This window comes from Pectobacterium araliae, assembly GCF_037076465.1.
Lineage (GTDB): Bacteria > Pseudomonadota > Gammaproteobacteria > Enterobacterales > Enterobacteriaceae > Pectobacterium > Pectobacterium araliae.
This window is the reverse complement of sequence record NZ_AP028908.1, coordinates 4,636,519-4,657,573: the sequence shown is the minus strand read 5'-3', so window position 1 is coordinate 4,657,573 and position 21,055 is coordinate 4,636,519. Positions and strand designations below refer to the sequence as shown.

Here is a 21,055-nt window from a genome sequence, read left to right as displayed (position 1 = left end):
TGATAGTTAAATAAAATCATGAAATACGTCAACTAAAAAACCACTTTGTAAAATAAAAGTTATTGTGCTATTGATAAATTGAAGGTTTATTTTCCCTTTACAAGATAATTATCACCAATGATAAATCAGAGAGATACATCCATCCTCTTGATTACACTAACTATTATGTTAAAAATAAATTAAAATTATCAATAGCTTCCTATTTATATATTTATGATAGATATCTTCCCTCATTTTTTCGCATCGCGTTTAAATAGGAGAAAATAAATGGATAGCAACCTCATCGCAAAAAAGGAAAATTCACATTATTATCAACGCAATATTATTATAAAGAGGACAGAAAAAGGGTATCTACCTAATTTACCATCTCTGAGCGGCATTCGGATTATTGCTGCCCTTCTTGTGTATTTTTTTCACACATCGCTCGGGAATATTTTAAACCTGTTCTCAGATGAATCTATCGGCGAAGCTTACTCTTTTGTCCTCAGTAAGGCCGGGTGGGTAAGTGTATCGTTATTTTTTATCCTGAGCGGGTTTGTCATGAACTGGTCATCGCCATCCGTTAGTCACCCGCTCCAGTTCTATAAAAAACGATTTTCGAAGATATACCCTGTAAATATATTAATTATTATGCTACTTATTATCACTGGAATAATAAATGTTGGGCGTGTTGATATCTGGTTACCTAATTTATTATTGATACAGACATGGATACCGCAAGGTGATAACTATATTGGCGGAAACGTTCCCAGTTGGTTTCTATCTGTCATTGTTTTTCTTTATATCATTTACCCATTCTTGCTCAAGCTCGTAAAAAAAATACCGACAGAATCCTTATGGATATCCGTAATATTTTGCTATGCCACCTTAATCGCAGCTAATGGTGCAATCTATACATTATTGCCCTCCACCCCACTGATTGAAGGCTTTCCCTTTGAGGTGGGAGAAATTCAATGGTGGCTTTCCTATACTTTCCCGCCAACACGTATTTTTGAATTCACCATTGGTATGTTACTGTCGCGTATTATTCAGGAAGGAAAGTGGATATCCGTTTCAGTTACCACCAGCATGATACTGACAGCATTGACATATTGTATTGATCTTTTCATGCCGTTCCTGCTTAGCTTTAATTTGGTTACTCTCATTCCGCTAACATTATTGATAGGCTCACTTGCGGTGAATGATCTACAAGAGAAGCGTTCATTTTTACATGCGAAATCAATGCAATGGTTAGGAAACATTTCTTTCTGCTTTTACCTGATTCATTTCTTAGTCCTTCGCTTGCTAAATGAATGGACTGACGGCAATCAATACAATGTGATAGACGCTGCACTGCTGATCATCGGCGCTGGAGCGGTTAGCCTTATCGCTGGCTGGCTGCTTTATCAATTCATTGAACAGCCTGTCGGCAATTTGCTGACGGCCAAAAAGAAACAAAACGTGAGTAATCAAGTGCAAGAAAGCACTCCAACATCTTGATAAATATACCCGTCATACTTCAAGTTGCATGTGCGTTGGCAGCGTTCAGTCACCCGAATCACTTACCTAAGGGCGAGGACCAGGCTCAGCATTGATGCTGAGCCTGGCGTGATGCTTATTTCAGCGTTGCTTTCACTACCGCTGACAGCGGCGTCGTTGGGCGACCAATCAGACGGCTCAGTTGTTTGCCATCATCAAACAGACCGCCTTTGGATGCACCGACGTCTGAATCCGCAATAATTTGTGCGAACACATCGGGTAGCCCGGCTGAAACCAGCGCAGCGGTGAACTCCGCTTCAGACAGGTTTTGATAGACGATAGACTTACCAGACTGTTTGCTAATCTCCGCAGCCAGCTCAGCTAACGTGTAAGGCTCATCACCAGCCAGTTCATAAACCTCGCCAGCCTGCCCTTCCTGTGTCAGTACCGCGACGGCGGCGGCGGCAAAATCTTCACGGGTTGCAGACGTAATTTTTCCTTCACCCGCACTACCGATAAACACGCCGTGCTCCAACGCCGCAGGGATGCTGGCCGCATAGTTCTCGGTATACCAGCCGTTGCGCAGCAGGACATGTGGTAAACCAGAGTCTTTTAGCAACGCTTCGGTTTGGCGGTGTTCTTCCGCCAACGCTAACGGCGATTTACCCGCGTGCAGTAAGCTGGTGTAGGCCAGTAATTTTACCCCCGCTTTCGCTGCGGCTTCGATCACATTACGATGCTGTGCCGCACGTTGTCCTACTTCGCTGGAGGAGATCAACAACACTTTATCCACACCTTGCAGAGCAGAAGCCAATGCCGCAGGCTGGTTGTAATCAGCGGCCTTCACCTGCACGCCAAGCGCCGACAGATCGGCAACTTTATTGACATCACGCACCAGCGCGATGATATCGCTCGCCGGAACGGTTTCTAACAGTTGTGCTATGACTAAACGGCCCAGTTGGCCTGATGCACCAGTAATCGCAATCATCTCAAGCTCCTTTTATTAACCGTCTTTTATTAACCGTCTTTTACTAACAAGAACTGGCTGGCATAATATCGGCAAAACTAACTTTAAGTAAGTACACACATAAAGGTAAGTATAGTGAGTCAACACCCAACACCGATAGATTTATTGCCCCCGCTTCTGCCAACCGGCAACGTCTTAGCCGAGAAATGCCCGTCTCGCCAGATACTTAGCCACGTAACCAGCCGCTGGGGTGTACTGATTCTGATCGCTTTACTTGATGATACGCACCGTTTCAGCCAACTACGTCGACGGATTGGTGGCGTGAGCGAACGCATGCTGGCACAGACCCTGCAATGGCTGGAAAGTGATGGTTTTGTCCTGAGAACAGCCTACCCCGTTGTCCCACCGCATGTTGAATACAGCCTGACGACATTAGGCAAAGAGGTTGGCGAGCGGGTGAAAGCGCTGGCGGTATGGATTGAAGGGAATTTGGGTGACATTCTGGCGGCACAACCGTCCGTTGAAAAACCGTCGGTTGAACAACTATCCGCTAAACAGCACGCTTCCTGAGCCACGATTCTGGCTCAGGAAGAGAAAGATTTGGGAAACCGGCGGTGACATCAGATAGCATCGCTTTCCCACACTTGTCAGCCACCGCCATAAAACCCAAATGCGTCTTCAATCGGTCACGTTTGATAAGTTGTCGATACCAATAATTTTTCCATGCTCATTATGCCAAACACGCTGGATCTTATTACGGTGCAACGCCTGAACGAATCCATCCGATAAAGAAAAACTTTTGGCAACATGTTTGGTATCTAGCGCATCAGCACGCGTTCTTTGTTCTTTTCTGGAACGATAGCGATATTGTTCCAGTTTTCCCCAGGCAATTAAGAGCAACGCGTTTACCAGAAATATGCATAAGTGTATCGATATAGCCCAGCCATCTGAGGTAAAGAAAGACGCTTCGGAAACAGCGTTATGCAAAAAAGTGTCGATAAATACTTCGGAAAATAGCCAAATAAAGATTCCCCATCCACATAGCGTCAGGAAAGAATCGATAGCGAGTGGCAACCAACGTCTTTCAGAAATGATTAAAGGTGAATGCATAATTTATCCTCTTTCGATACCACGATCGGGGCTTTCCCAACGCGCGCGTTTTTTACGGGAACGTAGCATGACCTTGGGAAAACTGATCAGGCTGGTAAAGAGGCTCAACGTCCAATACACCATCGGATACCAGATAACCCAGAACAGATATTTACCAATGTCTTTCTCGTAACGCCGTTCAATCAACATACTGACCACAAACTGGATTAAACAAACAACCCCTATCATCATGCCGGTAAATGCGGGAGGAAAGAGCGTTTCCACCCGAATTCCCTCAGGTAGCGGGATTAAAAAACCTAACAAATACAACACGACACTCATGGCGTAGGTGAAGGCCCATAAGATTGAAATGGAGTATTCGAGGAACAATGGCCACATGCGGCGATAGCGCCATGACCATAAATGGCGGAAATTTTTTAGAAAGACTTCAGCGCCACCTTGCGCCCAGCGCAGCCGCTGCTTCCATAAGCCAGAGAGCTTTTCTGGCATCAGAATCCAACACAGCGCTCGTGGCTCAAAAAATATCGTCCAATGGCGCAATTGAAGCTTCCAACTGATATCAATATCTTCCGTGATCATATCCGTGCTCCAATAGCCGACCTCTGCTAGCGCACTGCGACGAAAAGCGGCGATAACGCCAGAAACCGTGAAAACTTTGCCGTAAACCCGCTGTGTGCGTTTGATCAAACCAATAATAGAGGAGAATTCACCAACCTGAATACGACCAACCAGCGTCGAACGCGTCCTTATCCTTGGGTTCCCCGTTACGGCACCGACCCGTGGATTATTGATTAATGGGTTAACCAAATAGGCGACAGCATCAGGATCGAGAAGCGCATCGCCATCAATACACACCAGCAGATCGCTCTGAGCGGCCGCACAGGCAGTTTGAAGTGCCAACGCTTTGCCCTGATTATGCGCAAGATGAATGACTCGCAGTTTGTCATGTTGATCCGCCAACCGATCGAGCATCTCTCCCGTATCATCATTGGAGCCGTCATTCACCGCAATCACTTCGATATGGGTATAACGTTGTGCTAATGCCGCTTCAATGGTTTCGCACACGTTAGGCCCCTCGTTATAACAGGGGATCAAGATAGACACTAACGGACGTCCAGCTGGTTCGTCGGGTATCACCCCCTCTCCCCAGCGCCAATGACGCTCATGGTGAAACCAGAAATACAACCCACCCGTTATCCATAGCCCAGACATCAACAAAGGCCAGAAAAAGGTAAAGTTTAGAATGACATCCCCCGTAAAAGAGAACATCACACCAAAAGGGATGCCGATCATCAGGCATAAGATTAAGAAAGCTAGAATTCGCTCTATCATGGCAGTGGGTACCATTCTGATGAGATCATGGGGCGGATGCTTTCTAATTCAGGCTTATTGTTAAGAAAATCATCCGGATAATAACCGTAATTTTTTGCACCATTCAGTTGCAACACGGTCATCCATTTAACCAATTGCGCAGTGTCTAACCACGGTTCTCCCGGCACACGCCAATCCCTTGCCTGAAGTTCAAATACCGTTTTATTCAGTGCGCCGGGGCGACGAGCTACTTCTTGTACCAGTTTTTGCAACCACGCATCGCTGTCTCTGGACGCAACGTTTTCCATCAATGGCATGGCCATGGGGGCAACCCAATCATAAGCGGCAAGGAAGTCATCCAGATTTTGGGAGAACCATGCTTCACTCTCTGGCTCGATAGCGGGGAGCGCGAAAATGTTGCGTGCAGTCTGAACTTGCGGGCCTCGGACCTCATGCACACGAGCGGCTAGCTCAAGCGTAAAGTCCGTTAACGCTTTACTTTTAAACCGCGTCCAGCGTGCCGTAAGCTGGGGGTCGCGACGAATACTGACAATCGTGTCAGGGAATCCGGCCTCTTGATATGCCTGTATAGCCTGATAGCTTGCATCTTCATCGTCTGCAAGTACGGCATCGTCATGGAATAAGATACCGCCAAACATGGCGTGGGCGGAAAGATCCTCATAAATATCAGTAATGCGTCTTCTGGCCTCCGCATCCCATAGCGATAAACGCCGATATTGGCTGTGGTTGATACTACGTTGCCCGCTCTCACTGTCGATCCGCTCAACCCGCTGTAACGTCTCGTCATCCATATCAAAAGCCAGCACCGGCATCCAGGCATAAACGCTAACAAGCGCCCGCGAGGCTAGTTGCCAGGCCACATGATTGAATAAGTCTTCTCGGACGGGCATCCAGCGATTAGGGAAATAAAGTGACTGGACATTGCCATCACCGTTTGGATCGGAGAACGCCTGAAGATAAACGGTGTTAATACGCAAGTCGGCAATGCGTTGAATTAATGCATCTACATTACGCGACTGCTGCGCTTTATCGGTGTCATAAACATAATCCAGATCGATATGCGCGACCCGTATAACCTCGGGTTCTCGGACATAACTAACCAACAGCGCAAACTGCTGTACATCAGGATTATTGTTAATCAGTATCCGAGGAACGTTATACGGCGAGTCAGTCGATGCAGGCCCACCTCCAAGCGTTAGTGCTAGCTGATAGCCGTGCTGCTTAACAATGCTTAACGCATCGCCCCCCACCGCGCCATAAGGCCAGACCCAAACCCGCGGTTTTTTCCCCGTCGCGTCAGTGATTCTTTTCGTAATAAGATCCGTATCATGCGCAAAACGTGTACGATACTCATCACGCGTTTCGTATCGCTTACTCTCTGGAAAATAGCGGCGAGTGACGGCGGCAGGTTCCATATTCCCCTGCGGGTTTGCCTGAATCCCTTTATGTAAGTCATAAGTATGTGCCCCAATTTCTACCAGGCCAGATTGCGCCATTTCACTGACTTGCTGCCAGGTAAGAAAATAGTCACGGGGTAATTGAACACCGCTAAAATCCACTGCCTGGTTTTCTGGTGTGTCCAGCCAGCGCCCAACGGGTGCCAGTACCGCTGGCCACCCATAAGCTTTCAGGAGAGGGTAAACGCGATGATAAAAACTGCTGTAACCATCATCAAAGGTCAGTAACACCGCCCTGTCCGGGAGCGGTTTCCCTCCAGAACCCGCTGCCAGAATGTCATCAACGGACACCGGGTGGTAACCATTTTCCCTCAGCCAGCTAAAGTGTTCATTAAGTGCTTGAGTTCGTACCGCCATAAACCGCTGATCGGCACCCTCATCCGCAACGTCGTGATAAGCGATAACAACATATTGATTAGCCTTCCAAGGCTGTTCTTTGACCAAGATAGGGCGTTCTGCTGGCGAGCTATATTTCACGTCAACGGAATGCGCACAGGCGGTGATCATTAACACCCCCAACGTCATCACAAAGTTTCGTAATCGTATGAATGACATCATCTTTCCCCTCAAAACCGATAATTCAAATCAAAAGATAGCGACACGTTCTGCTCCCGCTTGCCATCGTAAGGCCGCTTATCCCACTGGGCACTCACCCCCATATCCAGTACGTCATTCCACCGAACTCTTTGCCCATATCCGATCGTGGTGATAGCCCCTGCGGATTCACCTTTCTGCCAGTAACGCCCTACGCCAGCGTTTATCTCTTGATGCCACTCCGTCTGGTAATGTCGGTAAAGCAGGTGATCGAGGGTGACGGCGGGTAGCACAGCCACATAATTCCGCGGATTGTAATAAGGAACGCCCTGCTTGCTGTTTGACCCCAAACCGATTGACGGGGTGAAATCCAGCGTTAAAAACGGTGATGAAAAGACTCGCTCTTGCCCACTCAGCGTATAGTCCTGACGTCTGTTACCATCAGAAAACCACCCGTTCGAGAGATCTGCTTGCCATGAGCGCCGTTCGCTTTGCCGCCAACGGACATATCCCCCACCGCCATTCGCCGTTACGCCATTTTTAAGTGCGCGTAGCGGTGTGCTGCGCATTAGCCGTTCAGCATTAAGACCGACACGCCAAACATCATTAATGTCATGGCGATAAGAGAGGCGCGCACCGATGTCAGAGCCAAATCCAAAATTTCGGTGTGAAAACTCAGCTTCAGCCCAATTGTCGCGGTTGGTAAATTCCACACCACCGCGCAGAATGCGATGAGTAGCTCGCCCTTCCGTGAAATCACTTTGATTAAAAGCCCCTCCAGAAAACACTCGCCAATGGTCGGCAAACGGAGGGCTGTAGAGCACGGCATCAATATCCGTGTCATTCATTCCTTTGGCTGGACTGTCAGACTTGATGCCCTGAGTCCCAGCAATACGCAGCTCCGCCATGTGATGAACCTGACGCAAACGCGCTAATCGTTTCACAGAAAAATCATCTGGATAGCGAGCTTTCGTATCGTCGGTCAACTGATCAAGCTGGCGCCACTCCTGCAATTCCAAGGCGGTGAGTCCTTGATAGGTTTCCAACCGGAACGATCTCGCTTCCAACAACTCAGCCCGCTTTAATAACGCTTCGGCACGACGCGGCCATCCCCTGTTTAGATACACCCCGGCTAAACTGATGCTCAGCGCTTGGTTCCCTGGCCCACTAGAGGCCAGGCTTTCCACCAATCGTTGCGCAGCCGGCAGATCGTTATGGGAAATCAGCGACTGTATACGCAGATATTTGATATCAACCCAATCATCGTTAGGTATGAAAGTTGGCAGGCCATAAACACGTTTCTTATAAGGCGTTTTTTCTTCATCTTGAGCTGACAGCTGCGCGGCCTGTTCAACTTTCTCACTCTCCAGGATGCTGTAGAAAAAATCGCCTTTCCGTACAATCTGAATGCGCTGAGCAGGATCTTCTTGTATGACCGAACGAAGAATCTGCTCTGCTTTTTCAGGTTGCTTCAGATAGAGATAGGCAGAAGCCACCCAGCATCGTGCATAGCCGGGAATCTCCCCTTCTTTTAGGAGTGATTGATACTCCGAAATAATATCCTCCATGCGATAGCGGACGAGCAATGCACCGAGCCGATCAATTCGAGCGTGACGATAGCTGGTTTTCGCAGAAGGAAGCGTTCGCCATTGATCCATCAAGCGGTCATAACGAGCCAAAGCGCGATCCGCCACAACAAAACGTTCGTTTTCCGTTGTTGAGTCGATAAACGCAAGACGGACCAGCTCAGCCGCCGCATCCAACTCTCGCGGGCGTTGCCTGTCATCAGTCTGGAAGATACGAGGTTTACCGTCTTCCAATGCTTTCAACGCAGGTGCACTAATCGTATTACTGGAAAGTATATCGCTGTAATCAGAAAGCAGCGTTTTATCCTGCGGTGCATGGCGCATGGCTTGAACGATAGAAAAGAGGGAATCAGTATGCTGCCCCGCGATACGCTGCACCCATGCTAATTCACGCCAATGGCTTGCCGTTGGCGCGCGTTTAACGCGAGACGTAGCGAGTTCCAGCGCTGTTTTTGTCTGTCCGGCATCGGCGAGGGTGAGTATCAAACCACTACGCGCATCATCATCTCGTGGGGAGCGTTGTAAAACTCGCTGCCATAATTCCACTGATAACGGCCATTGGCGGAGGTTACGGTAGGATTTAGCCGCCGCGCTCATTGCTGGATTGGGCAATGACATCGTTGGCGAATAGGTTTCCCAAATTCGGATCACTTCCGTATCCTTTCCCGCCCAACTGGTAATTAGCAGCCAGTCAGTGACCTCCGCTACGGTCAGTACGCGATTTCTGGATTCCCCATCAAGCCATGACGTCGCAGGGGAGATATCACCTTGCCGGGCGTTAATAATTAACGTGTCGTAATGAGATTCTGCCGCCACTACGCTGCCAGAAACGAAAAAATAAACTAATGATTTAAGTAAGTTAAATAATATTGGATTGAATCTGCTTGAATGAGAATGCACAACACTCATCGCTGAATCTCCCCACCAGTGATGACAGAATGACAGTCAAATGCATCGTTGAACGCTGGTTTCATGACTTAACACCTCTAATCGAACCTAAACGCGGCATGCAGCTATCCCTCCCGTGATTCGAAGTCAGAGATAGACGCTAAGGCCAGTTTGGCGCATAATAATGCATATATTTTTTTTATCAATATAATTTTTATACGCATATGACTAAGACTTCAGTAACAGGTTCAGATCAGGTAGTGAAAGGCCGCAGTTGGGGGTTGGAACGTCGCCTTCAGTTCATTGACTTTCGGTTACGGTGGAATGGGCACATAAATCGTACAGATTTAACCTCTTTTTTTGGGTTATCGATCCCCCAGGCATCACTCGACATCGCTAAATATATTGAGATCGCGCCCTATAATCTGGTCTACGATCGGCGCACCAAAACTTACACAACCACGCCAACCTTCTCTGCCGTCTACCCACAAAATTCAGCTCAGCGCTATTTAGCAGAATTATTGGCCATGAAGACGGGCGTACTGGAAGCAGATGCCAGCTTCATTGAGTCAGCACCAGAAGTGGGCTGGGTTCATATCCCGCTCAATATTTACAATGAGCAGGTTGTTGAAGTCATTGCCAGTGCGATTCGTGAAAAAAAGGCGGTGAGCATGCGTTATCAATCCTCATCATCCATGGATAATTCGCCACGGCTCATTTCCCCACATGCTTTAGGCAATGATGGGTTACGGTGGCGAGTACGTGCTTACTGCCATACCAAGCAGCAATTTAATGACTTCATTCTTACGCGAATTCTCAACATTGAAGGTATTGAGCCGTCGACAATCGATCCCACTAGCGATTATTCCTGGCATACCCATCTTCAGTTAATTTTAGCGCCTAACGACATTCTGCCCCCAGCACATCAGCGAGCGTTGGAATTGGAATATGGTATGACCAATAGCGAGTTGAATGTATCCTGCCGTCTGGCGTGCTTACACGACACGCTCGAGCGATTCTGTATCAGCTTAACGGATGAAAATAACGAAAAAGATCAGTTCTTTATATTGAAAAACAAAAAAGATATTCAAACATTTCTGGAGCGTGGCCCTCACCTCCTTCATGCCAATTAACGCCTCATCCTGATAAGACAGAGCAAGGTCATGGTTAAGTGAATTCACCTATTGAGTTCACTTTTCACCATGACGTCAGAAATGTATAAAATGATGTAAGATAAGAAGGTAATTTATGGTGATTCTGGTACAAAAGTGACACAGGGTAAAATAGGTTAATCGGGAAAAAAAATGAAAATTCGCACACATGAATTATTAATTATTTTCAGTTCAACCTTAATCATGAGTTACTTAGGTTTGTCTTTTCGGCTGCTTGACGATACCTCGCTATTCTGGCCAGTAGACATTCTCTTATTTTGCTTTCTTATGCGCTATCGCAGTCGAGATACAAGCATAAAAAATAAATTATTGCACAGCGTTATTTTATGCATGATCGGTTTTATCGGTATGTTACTACCCGACATTTATCTTAAAAATAATCAATCTTTTTTTGAGAAAGTCATTCTCTGCGCAATAAGTTCTATTTTTTTTATTACCGCATGGATGACATTAATAATTTTTTTAAAGACAAGAGGTAAAACGCATAGTCAGTTAAGTAAAAACTACATTTTTTTTATATTTATCTCTATTTCTGTAGGGTCTGTTTTTTCAGCAGCATTTTATGGGTTGTATTTATTAACAAACACCGACAATGAAAATGTTTTTATTCTCTCAAGAAAGTGGTTTAGTGAAGAGTTGAGCTGTGGTGTTATTTTTGTCTTTTTATTTCTAAACATGACAAAGAAAAAAAACAATACTTTTAACATATCAAAAAACTCAATTAAAGCAATCATAAAAAAACCATTATTTATACTTTACCCTCTTATTGTTATCTTTTTCATAGCATCGTTAAACATCACGCTAAGTGTATTGGCAATATTGCCATTGATTTATCTTTCTTTATCTCACTCATTTAACAAAATCATTGTAATGTGCTCAGCAACAGGCATGGCATTAAATTATATTTATATAAATAGATTGCTCTCTGTTCATGAAAAAATCGAAAAAGAATATTTATTCGAGCTATCTTATTTATTCCAAATTAACACCTCCGTTATTATCGCCACCGTACTTATTGCATCATTTTTTATTAACAAAAATAAAAAAAGCATTAAAAGAATAGAATTAATCAGTAACCATGATGCACTAACAGGCATGTTAAATAGGCGTTCACTCAATCAACACATGATGAATATCATTAATTCCATGCGTGGTGGAGAGAATAAAATGATGTCTCTGCTTGTTCTTGATATTGACCACTTTAAAAAAATTAATGATACCTATGGACATGATATAGGCGATAATGTCATCAGAGAATTTTCTGCGACCCTTAAGCAGCATACCCGAACTCAAGACCTGCTGTGCCGATGGGGAGGAGAGGAGTTTTTAATAATAATTCAGGGTCTCTCAGTAAATGGCTGCCTAGAGATAGCAGAGAGGATACGATCTATTATAGAAGGATCATCATTAGCTATTTCAAATGGTCATACTGTTCGATGCACAACCAGTATAGGTGTCAGTTTTTTTCATCTGGAAAGCCTTGAAGATTTCCATGATGCGTTTAAAGAAGCCGACAAATTATTGTACATGGCAAAAGAACAAGGGCGTAATCGCGTAAAATCGGACACTCATGTAAATTCGGTACAAAAACTAATATCATGACATCGACATCCGGTTAAAATATCTTTTAAAAAAGGTAGTGCTATATAGGCGGAGCGCTATCCTACTGATTAAAAAGAAAATATAAGATAGAGAACCTGCTATGCAATCACCCAAAAAATGGCTGATTTTGGCCATTGTTTCCAGTGCCCTGTTCTTGATTGTTATCGACATGACGGTGCTGTACACCGCGCTCCCAACGCTAACCCATGATTTGCACGCCACCGCATCGGATAAGCTGTGGATCGTTAATATCTATGCGCTGGTTGCTTCTGGCTTGCTGCTGGGCATGGGCACACTGGGTGATAAGCTAGGACATAAGCCTTTATTTATTTCTGGCCTGGTGGTTTTTTGTATAGCGTCATTGCTGGCGGCTTATTCGCCCACCCCCGGTATTCTTATCGCCGCGCGCGCGCTGCTGGCGGTAGGGGCAGCCATGATGATGCCTGCCACCCTCTCGATTATCCGTCTAACCTTCTCTGATGAACGGGAACGCGCGCTGGCGATTGGTATCTGGGCTGCGGTCGCATCCGGCGGTGCGGCATTTGGCCCCGTGATGGGCGGAATACTGCTTGAGTACTTCTGGTGGGGATCGGTTTTTCTCATTAATGTACCGGTTGTGCTGCTTGCGCTCATCATGGGAATCACCGTGATTCCACATCGGCCAGGTAACGCGTCACATCGCTGGGATTTCATCGGTTCTCTATTAATCATGGTGGGTTTAATTGGTGTGACCTATGCCATCAAAGAGTTGGGTAAGCGGGTTCCCTCTTATAACGATACGTTGATCGCTCTACTTATTGGCGTAGCATTCATTACTCTGTTCGTTAGGCGTCAACGTAACAGCACGCATCCTTTAGTAGACTTTTCCCTCTTCCGCCTACGGCCTTTCAGCGCTGCTGTAGCAGCGGCCATTGTGGCGGCCGCCGCATTGATCGGAATGGAACTGGCTTTCACACAGCGATTACAATTGGTGGTCGGGTTGTCCCCGTTGCAGGCCGGATTGTTCATTTTACCGCTCTCGTTGGCCTCCTTTATTTCCGGCCCGTTGACCGGAAAGATATTGCCGCATGTGAATAGCGGGAAAATACTGGCGGCAGGCCTGCTGATTTCGGGGCTGGGAATGGGCAGCTATCTGCTGCTGCACAATGCGCCCATTATCATACAAGTCATCAGCTTGACGGTGATTGGTGCTGGCGTGGGATCAACCATGACAGCCGCATCAAGCACCATCATGCAGGTTGCTCCCGCAGCAAAAGCGGGTATGGCAGCATCAATCGAAGAAGTGTCTTATGAATTAGGGGGCGCGACAGGAGTGACGTTGATGGGCAGTTTGCTGTCTTTCGCTTATTCCGCAACGTTTATGCTACCGACTGGGTTTACCGTACCGGACACCGCCTATGACAGTCTGGATGAAGCATTAATTTTTGCCGAATCCTTACCAGAAAATATGCAGCGGATACTTATCGCACAGGCACATACCGCTTTTGATTCCGGGTTTTCCGTCGTACTGGCAGTCGCAACGCTGATTCTGTTGCTAACCTCAGCCTTCGTCTGGATAACGCGCCACAATAAACGGCACCGTGATCAGGCATCTGATGTGTAGCACCGCAGGCTCATCAGCTAAAGGAATAAAAAACGCCGTTCAATATTGAACGGCGTTGGTGATTTAGCTACGTAATACAATTTAACGATGTACTACAGTGCAATTCAGTAGGTTTCTTTACCGTATTGCAATGAGCGAGGCCCGTACAGCATACCGCGTGGATGACCCGCCGCCAGCAGGCGCGTACTCGTCACACCCGCAACATCATGACCTTTGTCAGAGATCGTGTCTGCAATTTGGTTCACCGCCGCCTGCACCAGAGCACCAATGATGCCGCTGTTAGAACTTGATTGCTGCTCGTTGCTGGAAGCCGTTGCACTTCCGCTCCACAGCAGTTTGCCCGTACGCAAATCAACCAGACGTGCATCCGCAGAAACGCGGGTTTCACTATTAATCACGATGTATGAAGTGCCGTACTCTTTCACGTCCAGATACAATGCAGCATCAGCGCCAAAGATTTGGTGCAACTTAGCCGCGCTCAACGCATGGATATCCGACGCGGTAGACAAGCCATTCTGTTTGAACGTTTCTTCCACCACCGCAACAGGCAATACGTAATAACCCGACTCTGCCAGTGGATAGGTGACCTGTGAAAGCAGACTATAGCCTGCTTTCACATCAGGAGAATGGTTAACCGGCGGCAATACCAGAATAGATTTAGGCTTGCTCTGCTTAAATGACGAGTAGTCATAAGGTACGGGTTTAGCACAGCCAGTCAGCACAAGTGCAAACACCAGACCACATAATCCTAAGAAACGATTCATTTAATATTCCCTTTATTTTTACTCAACAGGAAGTCCATGAAAGGTGCTGATTCAGGGAATTTCGCTTTTTCAGTTTCAAACTGTTGGCGAGCTTCACTATCACGGCCAGTATTGGCGTACAGCAACCCAAGTTGAGCATAGAGTCCCGGCGGGACGGGTTTATTTGCGGCTTTCGCTTTTTCGATCGATTCATTCAGAGAAAGAATCTGCTGCTCTGGGCTGACTTTATCCTGTTGATAATAATCATAAAGTGCAGGCTGATATTTATCCCAGCTGTAAATCGTTTTCGGCTCGGACGCACAACCAGCCAGTACTGTCGCTGCAAGTAGCAGGACAATTTTCTTATGAGATAACATTGTTATATTCCTATTCCATTAGTTCGCTGGACGCCAGGCACCACTTTCAATGCCCGCAACCAGATTATTGACGGCCTCACGAATAGCTAAATCCAGAACTTTACCATTTAGCGTAGAGTCATAGCTGGCCGTGCCGCCAAAACCGATAATTTCACGGTTGGACAAGGCGTATTCGCCCGCACCTTGTACGGAGTACACCACTTCTGAGGTTTGTACGTTCACCACATTTAATGTGGTTTTTGCGTAGGCAACCTGTGTTTTACCGCGACCCAGGATGCCCCACAGCTGATGATCACCCACTTCTTTGCGACCAAACTCGGTTACATCACCGGTAATAACATAGCTAGCGCCTTTCAACGTCTGCGTTTGCCCTTTAATACCCGCTTCCGCTTTCAGCTCTTCCATATTAGTGCGATCCAGCACATTAAAGCGGCCGCTCTGCTGGAGATGGCTAACAAGAATGGTCTTGGATTGATTACCTAAACGGTCAACGCCATCAGAAAAAATACCGTTCATGTAATTAGAGCGGTTTTCAAATTTCCCGACGGAAATCGGGCTGCGAACCCCCTGATAAGGCGTACTGTAAGAAGTGACTTTTTGTGCTTCTATGGTACGGGAAGACTCTGTAGCACATCCGCTCAGTAACGCAGCGGACATGAATACAGAACAAAGAACGACTTTTTTATTCATAACACTATCCCTTAGTGACAATCCATTAACCCTGAGCAAAGCCCTGTTATTGATTCATAATGAAAATGCCGTAAAACACGTTATTTAGCAGCAACATTATTTTGATGCAACAATGTTTTGCTGCATGTAAATAGCGCTCGATATTATGAGGTGCATAAGTAAAAGTAACGAGTTATTTCATCAAAAATAATGAAAACTAGAATATTTACCCGAAATAAACCACATTAAAAACAAGGCCATAAGGCACAAAGATATTACTTACCAGTAACATTACAACTTACTGAAACGATTCAATAATTTCGTTAATAACACGGATGCAATTTAACATTAACCGACTTTTTACCTGCTCTATATCAAGGTCAGCGTGTTATCCAGCGATTAGGATAAAGGCCACGATCGAGGGATCTAGGGTGGGAAAAGGTAATGAACCGATTTGTTATTGCCAGTACTCAAGACTGTATGGGGTGCCATGCATGTGAAATAGCCTGTGTGATTTCACACAATGACGACCGTTATCCAGATAGCACCACGGTATTTCAACCCAGAATCAAGGCATTCAATACGCCAACACTTCGGGCTGCCGTGACATGCCGTCACTGTGAAGATGCCCCCTGCGCCAGCGTGTGTCCAACGCAGGCCTTGATCAGAAAAGACAATAGTATTCAGCTCGTTCAGGAAAAGTGCATCGGTTGCAAAAGCTGTGTGCTGGCTTGCCCGTTCGGCGCGATGTCCATGGTGACAAACTCTGTGGACAACAGCACCATCGCTCATAAATGCGATCTCTGCGCCGACCGCCCAGAAGGACAAGCGTGTGTGGAAGCCTGCCCAACTCAGGCATTGCAGTTAGTCAGTGAACAAACGCTAGCTGCCCGTCGTCAGGAGAAACAACAGGTGATGGCGCAACGTTCAGCTTCCCATTGGCAGCGTGAAACGCCCGTGCTGAAAGCGCTAACGACTAATCCACTCAGTAAAAGAAAAAACTGGCCGCGCCGGGATGCGGAGAAAAAACCGCTGACGCAGAGAACCTCCACGTTTGATGAAATCTATCATGGCTTCTCCATGCAGCAGACGGAAGATCAGGCTGACCGCTGCCTTTCCTGTGGCAAACGCGCGATCTGCGAGTGGACCTGCCCGCTGCATAACAATATTCCCGAATTGCTGAGTCTGGCAAAACAAGGTCGCATTCTTGAAGCCGTAGAGCTCTCGCATCAAACCAGCAGCCTGCCGGAGATCTGTGGTCGGGTGTGTCCACAGGATCGGCTATGCGAAGGCGCCTGTACGCTGGGAAAAGAATATGGTGCGATCACCATCGGTAACGTTGAGCGCTACATTACCGACACCGCGATGGAAATGGGCTGGTCGCCCGATATGACGCGTGTCGTTCCCAGCGGAAAGCGTGCCGCGATCGTCGGTGCTGGCCCGGCAGGGTTAGCCTGTGCTGATGTGTTAGCACGCAACGGCGTGCAAGCCGTCGTGTTCGATCGTCACCCGGAAATTGGTGGCCTGCTCACGTTTGGGATTCCGTCGTTCAAACTGGACAAAAACGTCCTGATTCATCGTCATGAAGTGTTCAGCGCCATGGGCATCGACTTCCAACTGAATACCGAAGTGGGGAAAGACATTTCTCTGGCTCAGCTTCTGGACGACTATGACACCGTTTTCCTCGGTGTGGGCACCTACCGTTCCATGAAGGCCAATATTGATAATGAAGAGGCTCCCGGTGTTTTCGATGCGCTTCCCTTCCTGATCGCCAATACCAAACACGTTATGGGGCTACCTGAATTAGACAATGAGCCCTATATCTCGATGGCAGGCAAACGCGTCGTCGTGCTCGGCGGTGGGGATACCGCGATGGACTGCCTGCGCACGTCCGTTCGCCAAGGTGCGATATCTGTAACCTGTGCCTATCGTCGTGATGAAGCCAACATGCCCGGTTCAAAAAAAGAGGTGAAAAACTCCCGCGAAGAAGGCGTAGAGTTCATGTTTAACGTCCAGCCACAAAAAATCTGCCTCAATGAACAGGGCGAGGTGTGTGGGATTAGCCTGGTTCGTACCGAACTAGGCGAGCCTGATGTTAGTGGCCGTCGTCGCCCGCGCCCGATCCCTGGTTCAGAATTCGTGCAGCCCGCAGAAGCCGTGATAACCGCATTTGGTTTTCAATCACACAGAATGCCGTGGCTGGAAGAGGCCGACATCGGTCTGGATAACTGGGGATACATCACCGCCCCGCTTGATAGCCAGATACCTTGCCAGACTAATCATCCGCGTATTTTTGCTGGTGGTGATGCCGTACGCGGTGCCGATCTGGTCGTGACCGCCATTGCCGACGGGCGCAAAGCCGCATTGGGAATGATTGCGACGATGGGGCTGACCGCCGTCACTGGAGCCATTCCCGCACACCCGCAGCGCCCCGAGATGAACGCAGCCCGCGAGGAGGTTCGTCCATGAATCAATTTGTTATCGCCGAAGCAGAAAAATGTATCGGTTGCCGCACCTGTGAGATCGCCTGCGCGGTCGCGCATAGCGGTGGCCAAAGTGCACAACTACGGCCATCTCACTTCTTTCCCCGTCTGAAAGTGATTAAAAGCGCCAGCATCAGCGTCCCTGTGCTTTGTCGCCAGTGTGAGAACGCCCCCTGTGCCAGCGTGTGCCCAAATGATGCGCTGGTGCGCGATCGGGATAGCGTTCAGGTTATCCAGTCCCGCTGCATCGGCTGCAAAAGCTGTGTGGTCGCCTGTCCCTTCGGTGCCATCAATGTGGTAACGAAAGCTTCGCATGATGAGAGTACGCAAAGTGAAGTCCACAAATGCGACTTATGCGTCGATGTAGCCCCTAGCCCTTCCTGCATCAGCGTGTGTCCGACGTCAGCGCTGCGGTTAGTGACTGCGGATGAGTTACGTCAGCAGACGCTGGAAAAGCAGCAGCGTTCCGCATTGGGGTGGTCAAACCATTAAATAGACGGGAATGTGGCGAGCAGGGAAAGAGCGCCACAACACATACAATACAGAAAATTCGTTGTGTCTAATTAATAATTATCGCCGATTTATCCATCGATTTTTCTTTAGATCACATATTAGTCTGATAATATGCATTGGTAGTACCTAATAGGTTCCCATCTTTTATCACGATCACGGAGTGAACAATGACCTGCCATTTTGTCAGGTGGACAAGCACGGAAGCGCTTCCTGACTTACAAAGACTGCCTGATAGGCTCATCTCATCGACACAAAGTTTTTCAGCCAAACGCCGCGAGCGTTATCTGAAAAGCCGAGCGCTGCTGGCTGAGATGATGTTCTATTTTTTCGGTTATCCGCTGCTACCTACGCTGCTGGTGTCCCCTGAAGGGCGCCCTTACTTTGCCGATCCTAATCTGCCCCAATTCAGCATCGGCTATGCAGGCAATACGATTGCCATCCTCCTGAGCGAAGAGGGAAGCGTCGGTATGGATATCGAAATCGTTCATGTCAGACCAACGAATCAGACCGTCCCACAGATGCAGGCGCAAACGCAGGCTGAACAGGCGTGGATTGACGCCCAGCGCGATCCCCTGGAAGCGGCGACGCAATTATGCACCATCCGCCAGTCGTTGGTGAAAATGCCTGGCGCAAATAGCCATCTCCCCCATAACCTCAAACTTCATCCCGCCTCCGGCAGGCTACGTTCAACCGACACACCCGCCGTAGAAGTGATGAGTGATGTTGATGATTACCTTGCCTGGGCCTGCGCTCATATTCCCACGCTTAACCGACTCGTCATGTGGAAATACACATCAGCATCGGGCATGAGAAAGGCGGGGGAAATCCTACAGCAGCAACGCCAGTCAGTGCGTTATATGAAATTAACCAGCCATACGATAGAAAAAGTCACCTCTACCGCATCACAGTAGCCAGCCGCTTCAGCACAGGCTGAGGCTCCGGGGGAAACCCGGAGCCACGAACAGATTAATGCGCGTCGATAAACACGATTTTCAACAGGAACAGCAGTGCAACCACCACGACGCAAGGGCTGATTTCACGCCAGCGCCCCGTCGCCAACTTCATCACACAATAAGAAATGAAGCCCAGCGCGATCCCTTCAGTAATCGAGAAGCTAAACGGCATCATCACCGCCGTAATAAACGCAGGAACGGCTTCGGTCAAATCGTCCCACTTCACGCGTGCCAGGCTGGACGTCATCAATACGCCCACGTAAATCAGTGCGCCAGCCGCTGCATAGGCAGGCACCATACCCGCCAGCGGTGACAGAAAGATCACCAGCAGGAACAGCAGCCCCACCACCACGGCGGTCAGGCCGGTGCGTCCCCCCACGGATACACCAGAAGAGCTTTCAATATACGCCGTAACCGATGACGTTCCGATAAACGACCCCGCCACAGAGCTGATGCTATCAACATACAGCGCCTGCTTCATACGCGGAAACTTACCGTGTGCATCCACCAGACCGGCTTTATCCGTCACGCCGATCAGCGTACCGGAGGAGTCAAACAGGTTTACCAGCATGAAGGAGAAAATAATGCCGGACATCCCAAGGTTCAGCGCGCCAGCCAGATCAACCTGACCCACCACCGACGTTACGCTCGGTGGCAGTGAGAACACGCCAGCAAACTTAACATCACCCAACAGCAGGCCAATTGAGGTGGTCACCACGATGGAGATCAGCACTGCGGCATGAATATTACGTGAAGCCAGCGCCACAATAATGAAAAAGCCCAGCGCCCCCAGCAGCACGCTGTGTGACGTCAGGTTGCCAATTGTCACCAGTGTTTCAGGGTTAGGGACGATAATACCGGCGTTTTTCAGGCCCATCATGGCAATGAACAGCCCAATACCGCTGGCAATTCCCAAACGCAGGCTAAGCGGGATATTGGCGATCATCCAATAGCGAATCTGGAAGATGGTCAATAACAGGAAACCGATTGCGCCCCAGAAAATCGCCCCCATCGCCACCTGCCATGGCAGCCCCATCGCGCCAACGACAACAAAAGCGAAAAACGCATTCAGCCCCATTGCCGGAGCCAGTGCTACAGGCAGGTTAGCTAGCAGACCCATTAAAATACTACCGAATGCGGCAATCAGGCAGGTGGTTACAAAGACCGCTTTGGTATCCATCCCCGCCACGCCCAGAATCTGCGGGTTAACAAAAACGATGTAGACCATCGTCAAAAACGTCGTGAAACCGGCAATTGTTTCCGTACGTGCTGTCGTGCCATGTTGTTTAAGCTTAAACACGCGCTCCAGCAGACCCTGCTCGGTAGCAGAACCGGGTTGTGATTTATTCATGAGTAACAATCCAAAGAAGGGAATAACTGTCGTCGGGTATCCTATAACAAAATTCTACGTTTTTACGTTGATCCCACGTTTTTTTTCATCGAATAAGAAGAACCTATTAATGTCATCGTTTTCTCTCGGTTAAATCCCCCTAATTTTACGCAAGATAGCGCTAAAAATGGCTTTGTCGGTCGCAATATCGGACCAATTGGTTAAAGTAGGAGCTTATCTTATTCTGATCGTTTAAGAATTGAGATACCGGGGGCGAC

17 protein-coding genes are annotated in these 21,055 nt (G+C 47.9%); 8 read left to right on the top strand and 9 right to left on the bottom strand.

Annotated elements, in window-relative coordinates; genetic code table 11:
* The first annotated feature begins 267 nt into the window (after positions 1–267).
* On the top strand, positions 268–1,479 hold the full coding sequence (locus AACH44_RS21100; RefSeq protein ID WP_261847385.1) for an acyltransferase family protein: 1,212 nt from the start codon (positions 268–270) through the stop codon (positions 1,477–1,479).
* Between the two features lie 115 nt (positions 1,480–1,594).
* Here the strand turns inward: AACH44_RS21100 and AACH44_RS21095 are convergent, their stop codons facing one another.
* Positions 1,595–2,446 carry an SDR family oxidoreductase gene (locus tag AACH44_RS21095; protein ID WP_261847384.1) on the bottom strand — a complete coding sequence of 284 codons (852 nt, stop codon included), beginning with the start codon at positions 2,444–2,446 and terminating at the stop codon, positions 1,595–1,597.
* Positions 2,447–2,560: 114 nt separating this feature from the next.
* Between AACH44_RS21095 and AACH44_RS21090 the strand changes: the two genes are divergently transcribed.
* Positions 2,561–2,995, top strand: coding sequence for a winged helix-turn-helix transcriptional regulator (locus AACH44_RS21090; protein WP_261847383.1), 435 nt, complete (start codon positions 2,561–2,563; stop codon positions 2,993–2,995).
* Between the two features lie 108 nt (positions 2,996–3,103).
* Here AACH44_RS21090 and pgaD read toward each other — a convergent pair whose 3' ends face one another.
* Genes pgaD through pgaA form a run of 4 tightly spaced genes read right to left on the bottom strand, consistent with a single transcriptional unit; the run spans position 3,104 to position 9,353 of the window.
* Positions 3,104–3,535 (bottom strand): poly-beta-1,6-N-acetyl-D-glucosamine biosynthesis protein PgaD, encoded by a 432-nt coding sequence (gene pgaD, locus AACH44_RS21085; protein ID WP_261847382.1) that lies wholly within the window; start codon positions 3,533–3,535, stop codon positions 3,104–3,106.
* Between the two features lie 3 nt (positions 3,536–3,538).
* Complete coding sequence (gene pgaC / locus AACH44_RS21080; protein WP_261847381.1) at positions 3,539–4,867, bottom strand: poly-beta-1,6-N-acetyl-D-glucosamine synthase; 1,329 nt, start codon at positions 4,865–4,867, stop codon at positions 3,539–3,541.
* On the bottom strand, positions 4,864–6,879 hold the full coding sequence (gene pgaB / locus AACH44_RS21075) for a poly-beta-1,6-N-acetyl-D-glucosamine N-deacetylase PgaB (RefSeq protein WP_261847485.1): 2,016 nt from the start codon (positions 6,877–6,879) through the stop codon (positions 4,864–4,866). The genes pgaC and pgaB overlap by 4 nt, the downstream gene beginning before the upstream one ends.
* 11 nt (positions 6,880–6,890) lie before the next feature.
* The gene (gene pgaA / locus AACH44_RS21070) at positions 6,891–9,353 is read right to left on the bottom strand and encodes a poly-beta-1,6 N-acetyl-D-glucosamine export porin PgaA (RefSeq protein WP_261847380.1); all 2,463 of its coding nucleotides are present in this window, start codon (positions 9,351–9,353) and stop codon (positions 6,891–6,893) included.
* 239 nt (positions 9,354–9,592) lie between these two features.
* Between pgaA and AACH44_RS21065 the strand changes: the two genes are divergently transcribed.
* From AACH44_RS21065 to AACH44_RS21055, 3 genes are all read left to right on the top strand, one after another.
* The gene (locus tag AACH44_RS21065) at positions 9,593–10,465 is read left to right on the top strand and encodes a WYL domain-containing protein (protein WP_338659446.1); all 873 of its coding nucleotides are present in this window, start codon (positions 9,593–9,595) and stop codon (positions 10,463–10,465) included.
* A gap of 171 nt (positions 10,466–10,636) precedes the next feature.
* On the top strand, positions 10,637–12,106 hold the full coding sequence (locus tag AACH44_RS21060; RefSeq protein WP_261847378.1) for a GGDEF domain-containing protein: 1,470 nt from the start codon (positions 10,637–10,639) through the stop codon (positions 12,104–12,106).
* Between the two features lie 100 nt (positions 12,107–12,206).
* Positions 12,207–13,709 (top strand): MFS transporter, encoded by a 1,503-nt coding sequence (locus AACH44_RS21055; RefSeq protein WP_261847377.1) that lies wholly within the window; start codon positions 12,207–12,209, stop codon positions 13,707–13,709.
* Positions 13,710–13,813: 104 nt separating this feature from the next.
* On the opposite strand, the gene AACH44_RS21050 is transcribed toward AACH44_RS21055, so the two are convergent.
* The 3 genes from AACH44_RS21050 to AACH44_RS21040 are packed head-to-tail and all read right to left on the bottom strand — an operon-like array spanning position 13,814 to position 15,519.
* A complete protein-coding gene (locus AACH44_RS21050) occupies positions 13,814–14,473 on the bottom strand; it encodes a DUF799 domain-containing protein (protein ID WP_261847376.1) in 660 nt (219 codons plus the stop codon).
* Positions 14,470–14,829 (bottom strand): DUF4810 domain-containing protein, encoded by a 360-nt coding sequence (locus AACH44_RS21045; RefSeq protein ID WP_261847375.1) that lies wholly within the window; start codon positions 14,827–14,829, stop codon positions 14,470–14,472. Before AACH44_RS21045 ends, AACH44_RS21050 begins: the two co-directional genes overlap by 4 nt.
* 18 nt (positions 14,830–14,847) lie before the next feature.
* On the bottom strand, positions 14,848–15,519 hold the full coding sequence (locus AACH44_RS21040) for a CsgG/HfaB family protein (protein WP_261847374.1): 672 nt from the start codon (positions 15,517–15,519) through the stop codon (positions 14,848–14,850).
* Positions 15,520–15,942: 423 nt separating this feature from the next.
* Here AACH44_RS21040 and aegA point away from each other — a divergent pair, with 423 nt between their 5' ends.
* The 3 genes from aegA (at position 15,943) to AACH44_RS21025 (ending at position 19,405) form a co-directional block, all read left to right on the top strand.
* Positions 15,943–17,967, top strand: a complete 2,025-nt coding sequence (gene aegA / locus AACH44_RS21035; protein WP_261847373.1) for a formate-dependent uric acid utilization protein AegA — start codon at positions 15,943–15,945, stop codon at positions 17,965–17,967.
* Complete coding sequence (locus AACH44_RS21030) at positions 17,964–18,473, top strand: 4Fe-4S dicluster domain-containing protein (protein ID WP_261847372.1); 510 nt, start codon at positions 17,964–17,966, stop codon at positions 18,471–18,473. Before aegA ends, AACH44_RS21030 begins: the two co-directional genes overlap by 4 nt.
* A 188-nt stretch (positions 18,474–18,661) precedes the next feature.
* A complete protein-coding gene (locus AACH44_RS21025) occupies positions 18,662–19,405 on the top strand; it encodes a 4'-phosphopantetheinyl transferase family protein (RefSeq protein WP_261847371.1) in 744 nt (247 codons plus the stop codon).
* A gap of 55 nt (positions 19,406–19,460) precedes the next feature.
* Here AACH44_RS21025 and AACH44_RS21020 read toward each other — a convergent pair whose 3' ends face one another.
* The gene (locus AACH44_RS21020) at positions 19,461–20,798 is read right to left on the bottom strand and encodes an NCS2 family permease (protein WP_261847370.1); all 1,338 of its coding nucleotides are present in this window, start codon (positions 20,796–20,798) and stop codon (positions 19,461–19,463) included.
* Positions 20,799–21,055: the final 257 nt, after the last annotated feature.